Source organism: Pseudomonas sp. DF11, assembly GCF_058148565.1.
Genome location: NZ_JBYVYN010000010.1, coordinates 1 through 12,731 on the forward strand (window position 1 = coordinate 1; position 12,731 = coordinate 12,731).

General features: G+C 58.8%; 14 protein-coding genes. 4 read left to right on the forward strand and 10 right to left on the reverse strand.

The annotated features are described in order from the left end of the window. The 9 genes from AC30D9_RS24480 to AC30D9_RS24520 form a co-directional block, all read right to left on the reverse strand. Window positions 1–138: calcium-binding protein (locus AC30D9_RS24480; RefSeq protein WP_490145107.1), on the reverse strand; the 138-nt coding region annotated here is incomplete at its 3' end. 59 nt (window positions 139–197) lie between these two features. Then, window positions 198–1,508 (reverse strand): HlyD family type I secretion periplasmic adaptor subunit, encoded by a 1,311-nt coding sequence (locus tag AC30D9_RS24485; RefSeq protein WP_134925449.1) that lies wholly within the window; start codon window positions 1,506–1,508, stop codon window positions 198–200. Further along, entirely contained in the window at window positions 1,508–3,247 is a 1,740-nt protein-coding gene (locus AC30D9_RS24490; RefSeq protein WP_490145047.1) for a type I secretion system permease/ATPase, read from the reverse strand. The genes AC30D9_RS24485 and AC30D9_RS24490 overlap by 1 nt, the downstream gene beginning before the upstream one ends. A 212-nt stretch (window positions 3,248–3,459) precedes the next feature. After that, window positions 3,460–4,776, reverse strand: a complete 1,317-nt coding sequence (gene flgE, locus AC30D9_RS24495) for a flagellar hook protein FlgE (protein ID WP_134925451.1) — start codon at window positions 4,774–4,776, stop codon at window positions 3,460–3,462. 28 nt (window positions 4,777–4,804) lie between these two features. Next, window positions 4,805–5,527, reverse strand: coding sequence for a flagellar hook assembly protein FlgD (gene flgD, locus AC30D9_RS24500; protein WP_134925452.1), 723 nt, complete (start codon window positions 5,525–5,527; stop codon window positions 4,805–4,807). Between the two features lie 15 nt (window positions 5,528–5,542). Beyond that, a complete protein-coding gene (gene flgC, locus AC30D9_RS24505) occupies window positions 5,543–5,986 on the reverse strand; it encodes a flagellar basal body rod protein FlgC (RefSeq protein WP_003204730.1) in 444 nt (147 codons plus the stop codon). Window positions 5,987–5,989: 3 nt separating this feature from the next. Further along, entirely contained in the window at window positions 5,990–6,397 is a 408-nt protein-coding gene (flgB, locus tag AC30D9_RS24510; RefSeq protein WP_134925453.1) for a flagellar basal body rod protein FlgB, read from the reverse strand. Between the two features lie 356 nt (window positions 6,398–6,753). Next, window positions 6,754–7,581: a protein-glutamate O-methyltransferase CheR gene (gene cheR, locus AC30D9_RS24515; protein WP_109753935.1), complete on the reverse strand. Its 828-nt coding sequence runs from the start codon at window positions 7,579–7,581 to the stop codon at window positions 6,754–6,756. Between the two features lie 57 nt (window positions 7,582–7,638). After that, window positions 7,639–8,565 (reverse strand): chemotaxis protein CheV, encoded by a 927-nt coding sequence (locus AC30D9_RS24520; RefSeq protein ID WP_060741036.1) that lies wholly within the window; start codon window positions 8,563–8,565, stop codon window positions 7,639–7,641. Window positions 8,566–8,643: 78 nt separating this feature from the next. On the opposite strand from AC30D9_RS24520, the gene flgA reads away from it, so the two are divergent. From flgA to AC30D9_RS24540, 4 genes are all read left to right on the forward strand, one after another. Next, window positions 8,644–9,408, forward strand: coding sequence for a flagellar basal body P-ring formation chaperone FlgA (gene flgA / locus AC30D9_RS24525; RefSeq protein ID WP_134925454.1), 765 nt, complete (start codon window positions 8,644–8,646; stop codon window positions 9,406–9,408). 172 nt (window positions 9,409–9,580) lie between these two features. Continuing rightward, window positions 9,581–9,898, forward strand: a complete 318-nt coding sequence (flgM, locus tag AC30D9_RS24530; protein ID WP_109753934.1) for a flagellar biosynthesis anti-sigma factor FlgM — start codon at window positions 9,581–9,583, stop codon at window positions 9,896–9,898. A 50-nt stretch (window positions 9,899–9,948) separates the two neighbouring features. Beyond that, window positions 9,949–10,416, forward strand: coding sequence for a flagella synthesis protein FlgN (locus tag AC30D9_RS24535; RefSeq protein ID WP_134925455.1), 468 nt, complete (start codon window positions 9,949–9,951; stop codon window positions 10,414–10,416). A 92-nt stretch (window positions 10,417–10,508) separates the two neighbouring features. Further along, on the forward strand, window positions 10,509–11,255 hold the full coding sequence (locus tag AC30D9_RS24540; protein WP_307575378.1) for a flagellar brake protein: 747 nt from the start codon (window positions 10,509–10,511) through the stop codon (window positions 11,253–11,255). Between the two features lie 63 nt (window positions 11,256–11,318). Here AC30D9_RS24540 and AC30D9_RS24545 read toward each other — a convergent pair whose 3' ends face one another. Next, window positions 11,319–12,686: an MFS transporter gene (locus AC30D9_RS24545; protein ID WP_134925456.1), complete on the reverse strand. Its 1,368-nt coding sequence runs from the start codon at window positions 12,684–12,686 to the stop codon at window positions 11,319–11,321. Window positions 12,687–12,731 lie beyond the last annotated feature (45 nt).

A 12,731-nucleotide genomic window follows, 5' to 3' on the forward strand; every position in this document is an offset into this window, starting at 1 on the left:
AGCCCCCTCCCCACCAATCAAAAGATCGTTACCATCCCCGCCGTTCAGAACATCGTCACCAGCCAAACCGCGCATCTGATCATCACCTGCAGTACCCACCAGTGTATCTGCAGCGCTGGTTCCGTTAATAACTGCCATTACAGCTTCCTTGTGTGTGTTGGAAATTTACGCTGAAAACGCTAAGTCCGTCGGAGGCCTTACCCTTCTCTGAACGCACGTTGGGCGTGATCACTGATTGGTTTAAGCAGGTAGGACAGGACTGTTCTGTCACCGGTTTTGATAAGCGACTCCACCGGCATACCCGGTACCAGCGTCAGGCCGGACAACCGCGTCGCCTCGCCTTTGGAAATGCGGATACCTGCCCGATAGAAACCGGCACCGGTGCGTTCGTCCTGAATCAGATCGGCAGACAACCGCACCACCGTTCCCTTGAGTTCCGGCGTGGTACTGCGATTGAAAGCTGACAGGCGCAACGTGGCGTCCTGCCCGAGGGAGACTTGGTCAATATCCTGCGCACTGATCTTCGCCTCGACCAACAACTCATCATCGGCAGGGACAATCTGCATCAGGCCTTCGGCGGGGGAAATTACTCCGCCAACTGTGTGAACGGCCAATTGCTGTACCCGCCCGGCAATCGGTGAGGTGATGTCGATGCGCTTGAGTTGGTCATTGGCGGAAATTTCACGCTCAATCAATTCGCCCTGGCGTGCGAGTAAGTCGCGCAGCTCTTCTGAGACCTCGCTGCGAAAAGTCTGATCGACCTGTAGCCGTTGCAGCTCGGTTTCGGCGATCTTGCCCCGGGCCTCGGCAATGGAAGCCATCAATTGTCCACGCTCGCCGCGCAGCCGAGCGATGCCGCGAGCCAGGGCATTGACCCGATCCAGAGTCATGAGGCCTTTGTCGAAGAGTTTTTTGACCGCTTGGTACTCCGTGTCAATCAGCTCGATTTCTTCGGACTTGGTTCTCTGCTGGATGTCGTGGCCGACAATGGTTTCATTGAGTTGCTGCACCCGCTGGCGCAGTTGCTTTTTCTGTCCTTCACGAGATGCTCGTCGATCCAGGAACAGTTGCTGCTCACTGGCCATCAGCACACTTGCCTGCTCGACACTCATGCGTGCGAGCAACTCTTTCGGCACCGCGACTTCATTGGCATTGTCGCGCTCGGCTTCCAGGCGTGCCTGGCGTGCCCAGGCTTGATTCAATGATTTGCTCACGATGGCCTGACTGGCTGCTTGTAAGGTCGCATCAAGACGGAGCAAGACATCCCCCGCTGCAACCTGCTGGCCTTCCTTGACCAGTAACTCGGCGACCACGCCGCCTGTAGGGTGCTGGATTTTTTTGACGCTTCCCTCCACCGCGAGGGTGCCGGTGGCAATGACCGCCCCGGACAGATTGGTGCAGATCGCCCAAGTCAAACCGCCACCGAGCAACACCACCAGAGAGATCACACCCAGGCGCAAATGACGGGCTAACGAATGGTTGAGGGTACTTTCCTGATCGTTGTACATCAGTTCGATACTCCCATTTCCACAACATTGCTCGCAGGCCGAGAAGCCGGTGGCGTGATTTTTCTCAGCACGGACTCTTTAGGTCCAAAAGCTGCCTGAAGGCCGTTTTCCAGAATCAGTACCTGATCAATTACTGACAAGATGTTGGTTCGATGGGCGATGACTACAACAATGCCGCCGCGCGCCTTGATCGCCAGGATCGCCTTGGCCAGTGCATGCTCGCCCTCGGCATCGAGATTGGAGTTGGGCTCGTCCAGCACCACCAGGAACGGGTCGCCATACAATGCCCGGGCCAGTGCAACGCGTTGGCGTTGTCCTGCGGACAGATTGACACCGCCCTCCCCGACCTGGGTTTCGTAACCTTGGGGTAGTTGCAAAATAAGCTCGTGAACGCCCGCCAATTGGGCGGCGGCGACGATCGAATTGTCAGCCGCTGAAGGGTTAAGACGTGCAATGTTCTGAGCCACTGTGCCGGAGAACAACCCCACGCTCTGCGGCAGGTAGCCGATCAGCTTGCCGCGGGCCTGATTCGTCAGCAGATCAAGCGGCGCTCCATCGAGCCGCACGTGTCCACGGGCGGGGCGCCAGGCGTTGACCAGAACACGGGCCAACGACGATTTTCCCGATGCGCTCGGCCCCACGACACCTACAGCGGTGCCTGCCGCCACAGCGAAATTGATGTTCTGCAGAGTCAGGCGCTGATTGCCGGGAGCTGCGGCAAATATCCCCTCCACTTGCAAGCTACAATGAGCCGCCGGCAGTTCAGTCTTGTTCTGCTGATGGGGAAACAGGCTGAAGACTTCCAGCAGTTTTCGCCAGGCGATATGCGCGCCCAACAGACTGCGCCAAGTAGCAATAACCTGCTCAGCAGGGGCCAGCGTGCGCGCGACGATGATCGAAGCGGCAACCATCGTGCCACCACTCAGATCACCTTGAATGACCAGATAGGCACCCAGAGCCAACGACCCCGATTGTACGGCCAGGCGCAGGTTTTTCGAGATTCCGCCAAATAAACTACCGATGTCCACCGAACGACGCTGCAACGTGGTGTAAGTGCTGTGGTGGTTTTGCCAGATAGCCGAAGCATGCTCGACCATGCCCATGGCAGCCAGTGCTTCGGCGTTCTGGTGGGACTGTTGGCCGTGATGGTTGCGTTTGTTCAACGCCTCGGACGAGGCTTGCGTCAATTTGCGGGTTTGTCGGTCAGTCATGACCGTCAGGGCGATCAGAACGATCATCAGCACTGTGGTCAGCCAGCCGAATGACGGATGGATATAAAAGCAGACCGCCAGGTAAACCGGCATCCATGGCAGATCAAAGAACGCCACCAACCCTGGCCCACTGATAAAACCGCGGATCTGGTCCAACTCCTGGGCCGGTTTCAAGGCGTCCCCTGTAATCTGTGTCTTTAATGAGGCTCCGGAAATAACACTGAAGACTCTGGAAGACAACGCCAGATCAAAGGCAGAAGCGATTCTGACCATGACCCGGGAACGCACGATATCCAGCAGGCCGGATAATGCGTAAACCCCCAGCACCAACAGCCCTAGGGCAACCAATGTCGGAATGCTCTGACTGGGAATGACCCGGTCATACACTTCCAGCATGAACACCGGCCCGATCAACGCCAGAATATTGATCACACCGGAAAACAGCGCAGCGCCCAGCAGCCCCCGACGCAGTACCGATTTCAATGAAGGTGCAACGACAGGCGCACTGATAGCGTTATGGGGTTTCAACTGGTATCCGTCCCTTGGTTTTCGTGACATCCCTGTCGTCAGTCAATACAGACTCGATGACAGTCGTATGGAAACTTGACGCTCGGTGAGCGTTTAGGACTGAAGTGCAAGTTCCGCACCAGCCAGCCGACAAACGGTCGTTATTCCGTGAAGAATTTCGCGCATAAAAAAACCGATGCCTCGGGACATCGGTTTTTTAAAACAGCCAGCTATCAAGTCATCTGAATGATGGTCTGCATGATGGTGCTCTGGGTGGAGATGGTCTTGGCGTTCGCCTGGTAGTTGCTCTGGGCCTTGATCAACTCGACCAGTTCGTTGGTCAGGTTGACGTTGGACTCTTCCAGGGCGTTGGAGACGATCGAACCCAAGGTGCCGGTTTGCGGAGCATCGTAGCCTGGGATACCCGAGGCGAAGGTTTCCTTCCAGCTGGTACCACCTACCGGCTGCAGACCTTGCTCGTTGGTGAAGCTGGCAAGCGCGAGCTGGCCGATCGGCTTGGTCTGGTTGTTGCTGAAGTTGGCCAGCAACACACCACTGCCGTCGATGGTCAGGTTGGTGATCTGGCCGGTGGCGTAGCCGTTCTGGGTCGGAATCGAGCGTGCGGTGTCGGCGTTGTACTGGCTGGTATTGCCCATGGAAATCGTGATGGTTGGTGCACTGGCGGCGCCGTTGGCGGCCCATACGCCGTTGGTCACGGTGCCAGGTACCCAGCCAGTCAACACCAGGTCGCTGTTGATGGTCGGCGTAGTGGCAGGCGGCACTGGCGGCGTGCTGACCTGAGTCAGCTTGCCGCTCGAATCAAAGCTCATGGTCGAAGGAATGGGAGCGTTCGCACCGGTCGTGGTCGGCGCGGTGCCGTTCAGGTTACGACCATCGATCAAGGTATAGACGTTCCAGGTGTTGCCGGCAGTCTTGACCATGTACTGGTCCATGGAGTGCTGGTTGCCCTGGGTGTCATAGACCGGGGTGGTGAATTGCTTGGTGAACGTCGCCGTGTCGGCCGGGTTGAACGCTGCGGTGATCGCCGTCGCCGTCGAGTTCAGGTTGATCGTCGAGGACACCAGGCTGGTGGCCGTTGGCGGCAGGTTGGAGGTGTCGATGCGCAGGTCGGTCAGGATACCGTTCTGAATCTTGCCGTTGGCATCCACGCCATAGCCCTGCAGGCGTGCAGTGCCGTCGCTGTTGGTGATGTAGCCGTCCTTGTCGGTCTTGAAGGTACCGGCACGGGTGTAGCTCAGGGAGCCGTCGTTGCTCAGGACAAAGAAGCCCTGGCCCTGAATGCCCATGTCCAGCACGTTGCCGGTGTTGTTCACGTCACCCTGGCCGAACTGCTGGGAGACGTTGGCCAGGCGCACGCCGTTGCCGACGGTCTTGCTGCCCGAGCCCAGCCTGGTGGCCGAGTAGACATCTTCAAATTCCGCGCGGGACGATTTGAAACCGGTGGTCGCCACGTTGGCGATGTTGTTGCCGGTCACGTCCAGCTGTTTGTTGGCTGCATAGAGACCGCTAAGGCCGATGTTAAAAGACATGTTGACTCCTTTTGCCGGTTAGTCGGCTCTACATACCAATAGTTTGTACTTTGGACAGGGCGATGCTGCCCAGCCCGGCCAGGTTGAGCATCAGCTCACCGCCCGTCTGGCTGATCGTCACGCTGCTGACCGTGGCCGGCAGGTTGGTGATCAGCGACGTGGCCTTGCCATCGATGGTGGTCGAGGCCGCGAAAGTGTAAGTGCCCGATTCGACCGTCGTGCCCGCGTCGTTCTTGCCATCCCAGATGAAGGCGGAGTTGCCGGCCTTCTGGCTGCCCAAGTCGATGGTGCGAACGGTCTTGCCGTCCTTGTCCATGATCTTGACGGCAAGGGAGGACACCGATGCCGGTACCACTACGGTGCCGTTGAGGCTCTTGGAGGTATCGACCACGGCCTTGTCGCCCGGGGCAATGACCGAGCGCCCGACCAGCGACGAAGCCTGCAGGGCCTGGGACGAGTTGTAGTTGCCGGCGATGCCGCTCACGGTTTCGTTGAGGGTGGTGATGCCTTCCAGGCTACTGAACTGCGCCAACTGGGCCACGAACTCACCGTTGTCCTGAGGCTCCAGCGGGTTCTGGTTTTTCAGTTGGGTAACGAGCAGTTGCAGGAACGCATCCTTGCCCAGCTCCTGGTTGCCGCTCGCCGCCTTTGTCGCATTCCCCAGGCCGTCGGTCGGGGTATTGGTCTTGACCGAGGAGTTGGCCAGAATCTCGTTGAGGCTCAAACCACTTGTTGTATTGGTAACGCTCATGTGACTCGCCCCTTATCACTGACCGAGGGTCAGGACCTTCTGCATCATGGTTTTGGCGGTGTTCATCATTTCGGCGTTGGTCTGGAACGAACGACTGGCGGAAATCATGTCGGCCATTTCTTCGACGACGTTGACGTTCGGGTAGTAGACGTAACCCTTGGCGTCCGCTGCCGGATGGTTTGGCTCATAACGGGCTTCGAGGTTGCTCTGGTCTTCGACCACGCCAAGCACCTGTACGCCCTGCCCGGCCGCGTCCTGTTCCTGGAACAGCGAGTCGCTGCCGCCGGACTGGCCGCCCTGGAACATGGTGGCGAATACCGGGTGGCGGGCGCGGTAGGTCTGGTCGATGCTCGACGAAACGGTTTCGGCGTTGGCGATGTTACTGGCGACGGTGTTCAGGCGAGTGGTCTGGGCACTCATGGCACTGCCGGCAATGTTGAATACGCTAGCAATCGACATGGCTTACTCTCCGCGCAGGGCCGATACCAGCCCTTTGAACTTGCTGTTGAGCAGGGTGAAGCTGGCCTGGAAGTTCACGGAGTTTTCCGCGTAGTTGGACTGTTCCAGTTGAGCGTCCACGGTGTTCTGGTCGATCGAAGGCTGCATCGGCGTGCGATACATCAGCGATTCGTCGCCATTGCCCAGGCCTTCGGCCTCGATATGACGGCTGTTGGTCAAGTTCAGGGCGAAATGGCCGTTCTTGGTCTTCTCGTTCTGCTCGGCGAGCACCTTGGAGAAGTCCAGGTCCCGAGCCTTGTAGTTCGGGGTGTCGGCGTTGGCGATGTTATTGGCCAGGACTTCGGCACGCTGGGCGCGGAAGCTCAGGGCCTGTTCGTGGATACCGAGCGCTTTATCGAAGCTGATGCTCATGTCGGAAACCTTTGGGTGACCAGAATGTACGTACAACGGCTAAAGCAAGCGCCGTGCCACTTGCCAAAACCCCATAAACCGGGGCTTTGCGGGCACCGGCAAGGCGGCAATGCCAGAAAAGCGGCAACTGGTTTCCGCTGGCTGCCGCTTTTCTGCCGCTTATCCAGGGCAGTGACCGTCAAATTGTGGGAGCGGGCTTGCTCGCGAATGCAGTGTGACAGTGACATTTATTTCGACTGATACACCGCCTTCGCGAGCAAGCCCGCTCCCACAGGGATAGTGGAGGGGAGGAAATTAGCGGGCATAAAAAACGGGAGACCCGTGGGACTCCCGCTTTTTTTGACAACCCAAGCCAATCACTTCGCCTGGTAGATGATTCCCGGGCTGCACTGGACCATCTGGTAATGATCCGGCAAACCGTTCAATGCCTCGGAGGCGCCCAGGAACAGGTAGCCGCCCGGCTTGAGCGTGCCGTGGATGCGCAGCAGGATGTCTTTCTTCACTTCGGCGGAAAAGTAGATCAGTACGTTGCGGCAGAACACGATGTCGAACTTGCCCAGGCTGGCATAGCTGTCGAGCAAGTTGAACGAGCGGAATTCCACACGGCTCTTGATCGGTGCCTTGACCACCCATTTACCCGGCCCTTTCGGATCGAAATAGCGTTGCAGGCGATCCGGCGACAGGCCCCGGCCGATGGCCAGGCTGTCGTACTCGCCGGTCTTGCAGTTATTGAGCATGGTCCCGGACAGGTCAGTGGCGACGATCTGCACGCCACCTTTCAACTGGCCAAGGTTGGACCGCTCGAACTCATCGATGGTCATCGACAACGAATAGGGTTCCTGTCCCGACGAGCAGGCCGCCGACCAGATTCGCAGGCGTTGGCCCGGGCTGGCCTTGATGGCCGCCGGCAGCACTTTGTTCTTCAACACCTCGAACGGATAGGTGTCACGAAACCACAAGGTTTCGTTGGTGGTCATCGCGTCCACCACCATCTCGCGCAAGCCACTGCGCGGCTGGCTCTGGATACGCTGCACCAGTTCGCCCAATGACTTGAGACCCTGTTGCTCCATCAGTTTATTGAGACGGCTCGACACCAGGTATTGCTTGTTTTCACCAAGCAAGATGCCACAGGCTTTTTCCAGGAAGACCCGGAACTGTTCGAAATCCAAATTACCCGTAGACAAGATACCGCCTCTTTCATCGCGTTGACTTGCCGGGCGCACAACGCGCCCGACCTTTACTTACTCTGCAGCCTTGATCCGATCGACCACCCGGGAAGCCAGGTCATCGGGCCGGAATTTCGCCAGGAAATCGTCGGCACCGACCTTCTTGACCATCGCCTGGTTGAAAACACCGGACAACGAAGTATGCAAGATGATATGCAGCTTTTGCATACGTGGGTCGCTGCGGATTTCCGACGTCAGGGTATACCCGTCCATCTCCGGCATCTCGATGTCGGAGATCATCATCAGGAACTCTTCCTCGGGCTTCTTGCCCTCATCGACCAGCGCGCGCAGGTAATCCAGCGCCTGACGCCCATCGTTCAACGCCACTACCTCGACACCGACCGTTTGTAGACAGCGGGTCACCTGCTTACGTGCCACCGAAGAATCATCGACGGTCAATACCCGCAACGAAATCGCCTTGTGCTGGGTCTCGGCGTCCACCACACCTGCGGAAATAGCCTCTGGAGTGGGTGCCACTTCAGCGAGGATTTTCTCCACGTCGATGATTTCCACCAACTGGTTATCGACCCGGGTCACTGCCGTCAGGTAGTGATCGCGGCCAGTGCCCTTGGGCGGTGGATGGATCTCTTCCCAGTTCATGTTAACGATGCGTTCCACCGAGCGCACCAGGAAACCCTGGGTCTTGGTGTTGTACTCGGTGATGATCACAAACGGATTGCTCTGGTCCAGCAACCGACCGGAACCAGTCGCCATCGCCAGGTCGAGAATCGGGATGGTCGCTCCCCGGATATTGGCCACCCCGCACACGACGGGACTGGACTTGGGCATCAACGTCAGCTTGGGGCATTGCAGCACCTCACGGACCTTGAAGACGTTGATCCCATACATTTGTTGGCCGTCGAGACGAAACAACAACAGCTCCAGGCGATTTTGACCGACCAGCTGGGTGCGCTGGTTTACCGAATCCATTACTCCCGCCATGCCCTGACTCCTACATAACGCTAATGTGTCCGTCGCGCATTCATCACTAAACGGCACGGGGCTTGCTATTGAACCGGCATGAACGCACAAACGACATTTTCTCGACGCCTGACCACTCTCTGCCGCCACTGGCTCGGTGCGCTACTGGCTGTCTGCCTGTTCGCTTCGGGCGGTCCTGCCCTTGCTGCTGTTCCGGTTACCTTGCCTGATCTCCTTATCGGCGTCACTCAGGGCTTTCTTGAATTCACCGTAGAAGACTATTTGGCAACCAGTCAAACCGAAGGTCGCTACGAAATCGAAGTCAACCAGCTCGACCCGCGCCTGCGCATGCCGATGTGCGACAAGGAATTGACTGCTTCGCTGGAGAGTCCGGCCAGGCCCCTGGGCCGCGTCACGGTGAAGGTTCGTTGCGACAGCGCCGCCCCCTGGACAGTGTTCGTGCCTGCTCAAGTGCGCCTGTTTCGAGAAATTGTCACAACCACTCGTCCGCTCAAGCGGGCCGGAATTGTCGAGCCCCAGGACGTGATGTTGCGCGAACGGGACATCAGCCAGATCACCCAGGGCTTCCTGACCTCCGTTGATCAGGCCATCGGGCAGAAACTTGTCCGACCAATGGTCGCCGATCAGGTCGTGACGCTGGTGCACCTGGAGCAGGCCGAAGTGGTCCGCAAGGGCGACCAGGTGGTCATCACCGCCCGCAGCGGTTCCCTGGCCGTGCGGATGCCCGGCGAGGCCCTGTCCAACGGCGGCATGCGTGAACAGATACGGGTAAAAAACCTCAACTCCCAGCGCGTGATCAAGGCGCAAGTGATGGCCCCAGGCCAAGTGGAAGTGGCGATGTAGTGATCCGGTAAAGGAGGTAGAAAGCTGGCGCTTGATCCCGGTGTTCCCTAGACTGTGCCTTACGCAAAGGCAAGCGCAGACGTGCGCATGCTCATTGAATAAATGAGCCTAAAGTTTTTTTGGGGATGGCCGAAAACATGGCAAGCGTCCAAATACCCAGAGGTTTTTTACCATGGTCATCGATTTCAATCGTTTAAACAGCTCTTCACCGTTGACAGGCACTACGCGTACCAGCGCGACCAAGGAAACCGCCGAAGCCGGTAAATCCGCGCCGCTGCCTACAGCAGCCGAACAGGTCAGCAACGGGGAGTCGGTACACCTCAGCAATGAGGCTCAGCAGTTGCAGAAGGTCACTGACAAGCTGCGCGATCAACCTGTCGTCGATAAGGCCCGCGTGGCCGAGTTGAAAGCAGCCATCGCTGATGGCAGCTACAAAGTCGACAGCAACCGCGTAGCCAGCAAACTGCTCAACTTCGAAGCCCAGCGCTAGGCCGCCCCGCCTGCGCCAGGCTTTTGGACGCTTAAGACCCAAGGCCAGCCATGCACGACACTAATTTATTGCAACTGATCATCGACGACTTTGTTCCAGTGCAACAATTGCTGGAATTGTTGCAGGCCGAATCCGTGGCACTGCACGGTCGCGATATGCCTCTGCTGGAGAACATCCTGGCGCAGAAACAGGCATTGATCATCTTGCTTGACCAGCATGGCCGCAAACGCAGCGAGATCCTCGCCAGCCTCAACTTGCCCGCCAGTCATGACGGCCTTGAGCAACTGGCCAGCCAGTCGACGATCGGCGACCAGCTGCTGTCCCAGAGTAAAGTGCTCAACGACCTGCTCGCCCAATGCCAGGCGACCAACGCCCGCAACGGCCAGTCGATCCAGATGCAGCAGGCCGCCACCGCCAACCAATTGCGCATCCTGAACGGTGGCGAGATCCCGACACTGTATGACGCTAGCGGCTCGACGGCCAGAATGGTCAAGCACCGCCCGCTCAGCCAGGCATGAAACGAACAATGCCTTCGCTCTATCAACGCGCGATACATGCTGGCAAAATGCTGGCTATTCGTAGTCGTATTTTGCCTGGAGATTGACCCACCGTGTTCAATGCCTCAAACGCGGATGATGCTCCGCAGCCACCCAAGGTCCTCACCACGCCCCTGGAAATCTCCGGCAATCTGCGGATGCTGCAAGAAAGCCACGACCCGCTGATCATTACCTTCCATGAACGTACCCAGCGCTTCCAGAGCTATCTGGTCAACGTCGATCGTGAGACCAACTCCATCGCCCTGGATGAAATGATCCCACGCGATGGCGAGCGTTTCCTGCTGGCCGGCGAGCCGTTTCGTGTCGAGGGTTTTCATGATGGCGTGCGCATCGCATGGGATGGCAAGGGTCCACTGACCATTGACGAATCCAGCGACGGTCGCTGCTATCGCGGTGCCCTGCCCGACGAAGTGGTCTACCACCAACGCCGCAACGCCTTCCGCGCCGCCCTGAAACTGGCGCAACTGGTGAGCGTCGAACTGGGCGGCGACAAGCTCAAATCCCCCGTGGACGGCAAGCTGCTGGACATCTCCGCCACCGGCTGCAAGTTGCGTTTCGACGGCGACATCACCGAACGGCTGCAATTGGGCCAGGTGTATGAGCGCTTCATCGCAGCCCTGCCGTTTGGCAACATGACCGCGCCAGTCGAGCTGCGTTACCTGCATTTCGAAGAAAGGATCAACACCACGTTCGCCGGTGTACGCTTCCACAACATCAGTGGCCTGGTGCAACGGCAGGTCGAACGGTTCGTCTACCAGCTCCAACGAGAAGCGCGGCGCTTCGATAAAGACGACCTCTGATCTTCGAGCGCCATAAAAAACGGGCAGTCCCTTGCGGTGACTGCCCGTTTTTTTATGCCCGCTTCAAGGCCTGGCCTGGGTAAAGCTGGGTGTCTCCGGTTCGTCAGACGCCGCTTCGGTTTCAGTAGCCGGCTCTGCGACCGGCTCAGGCTCCACCTCCGGATTGGCCGGCGCCTGCATCTGCTCCTGTACCACCTGCTCATCCACCCGGGGATCGAGGCACGCCACCAAAGGCGAACTCGACATACTGTCCGGCATCGCCACGTGATGCAGCGGCGCGTCATCGACCTGATGCAGGTTGGTCACCGCTTTCGGCCGGATCCGCCATACCAGCACCAAGGCAAAGAAAGCGAAAAAGCCGTACAGCATCTGGCTGCCGAACATTTTCATCAGCACGCCGGCCACCAGCGGCCCGATGCTGGCACCAATGCCATAGGTCACCAGCAGCATGGCCGTCAGCGACACCCGGCGATCCCCTTCGACGTGGTCGTTGGAAAAGGCCACTGCCAACGGGTACAGGCAAAACTGAACCAGCGAACAGCAGAAGCCCGCCACAAACAACACTTCCAGCGGCACCTTCGGCAGGATCGCCAGCGGCAGCGCGCAGATCGCCAGGAACAGCGCAAAACAGCGAATCAGCATCGCCCGGTCATAACGGTCGGACAGCCACCCCAGCGGCCACTGCACCAGCAGCCCGGCGAAGATGCAGCTACCCATGAACAGGCCGACCTGCTCGGTCGTCAGGCCCTGCTGGGACGCGTACAGCGGCGCCAGACCGTAGAACGAGCCAACGATCAGCCCCGACCCCAGTACCGTGCTCAACGACTGCGGGACACGCTTGATGAAGAAACGCGGCTCCATCGGCGCCGGACGTAGCGGGGCCGGGTGAATCCGCCGGGTCAGGGCCACCGGCACCAGGCACAGGGCGAAACACAGCGCCACCAGCATCAGCAGCTCCAGGCCCAGGGCCGGGTGCATGACCAGGATCAACTGACCCAGCACCAAGCCCAGGTACGAGGCGATCATGTAGCCGCTGAACACCACTCCCCGTTGCTTGGCATCGGCCTGTTCGTTGAGCCAGCTCTCGATGACCATGTATTGGCACATCATCCCGAGGCCGACGATCATCCGCAGCACGATCCAGGCCGGCAGCCAGTTCACCAGGCCATGGCCCAGCACTGCCGCGCCGACGATCCCGGCGCAGGCCGAATAGGCGCGAATGTGCCCGACGCGGGCGATCAACCGGTGGCCGATCTTGCCGCCCAGCACCAGGCCGAAATAGTTGGCGGCCATCAGCGCACCGACCCAGAGGCTGTCCACATGGTCGGCGGCCAGGCGCAAGGCCAGGTAAGTACTCAAGAGGCCCGAGCCGATCAACATCATCAGCGAGGCGAAATAAAGCGCTCGAAAAGGTTTCCAGATTTGGCGCATCGGCGTTCCGAGCGGCTCCTTGAGGTGAGTAAGGGCTATCTATTG

Excerpts from the sequence above, each read along its gene's own strand:
- AC30D9_RS24485 (WP_134925449.1), bottom strand. The coding sequence starts at position 1,508 with ATGTACAACGATCAGGAAAGTACCCTCAACCATTCGTTAGCCCGTCAT.
- flgE (WP_134925451.1), bottom strand. The coding sequence starts at position 4,776 with ATGTCTTTTAACATCGGCCTTAGCGGTCTCTATGCAGCCAACAAACAG.
- flgA (WP_134925454.1), top strand. The coding sequence starts at position 8,644 with ATGAACGCACAAACGACATTTTCTCGACGCCTGACCACTCTCTGCCGC.
- AC30D9_RS24545 (WP_134925456.1), bottom strand. The coding sequence starts at position 12,686 with ATGCGCCAAATCTGGAAACCTTTTCGAGCGCTTTATTTCGCCTCGCTG.
- AC30D9_RS24535 (WP_134925455.1), top strand. The coding sequence starts at position 9,949 with ATGCACGACACTAATTTATTGCAACTGATCATCGACGACTTTGTTCCA.
- flgC (WP_003204730.1), bottom strand. The coding sequence starts at position 5,986 with ATGTCGATTGCTAGCGTATTCAACATTGCCGGCAGTGCCATGAGTGCC.
- flgM (WP_109753934.1), top strand. The coding sequence starts at position 9,581 with ATGGTCATCGATTTCAATCGTTTAAACAGCTCTTCACCGTTGACAGGC.
- flgB (WP_134925453.1), bottom strand. The coding sequence starts at position 6,397 with ATGAGCATCAGCTTCGATAAAGCGCTCGGTATCCACGAACAGGCCCTG.
- AC30D9_RS24520 (WP_060741036.1), bottom strand. The coding sequence starts at position 8,565 with ATGGCGGGAGTAATGGATTCGGTAAACCAGCGCACCCAGCTGGTCGGT.
- flgD (WP_134925452.1), bottom strand. The coding sequence starts at position 5,527 with ATGAGCGTTACCAATACAACAAGTGGTTTGAGCCTCAACGAGATTCTG.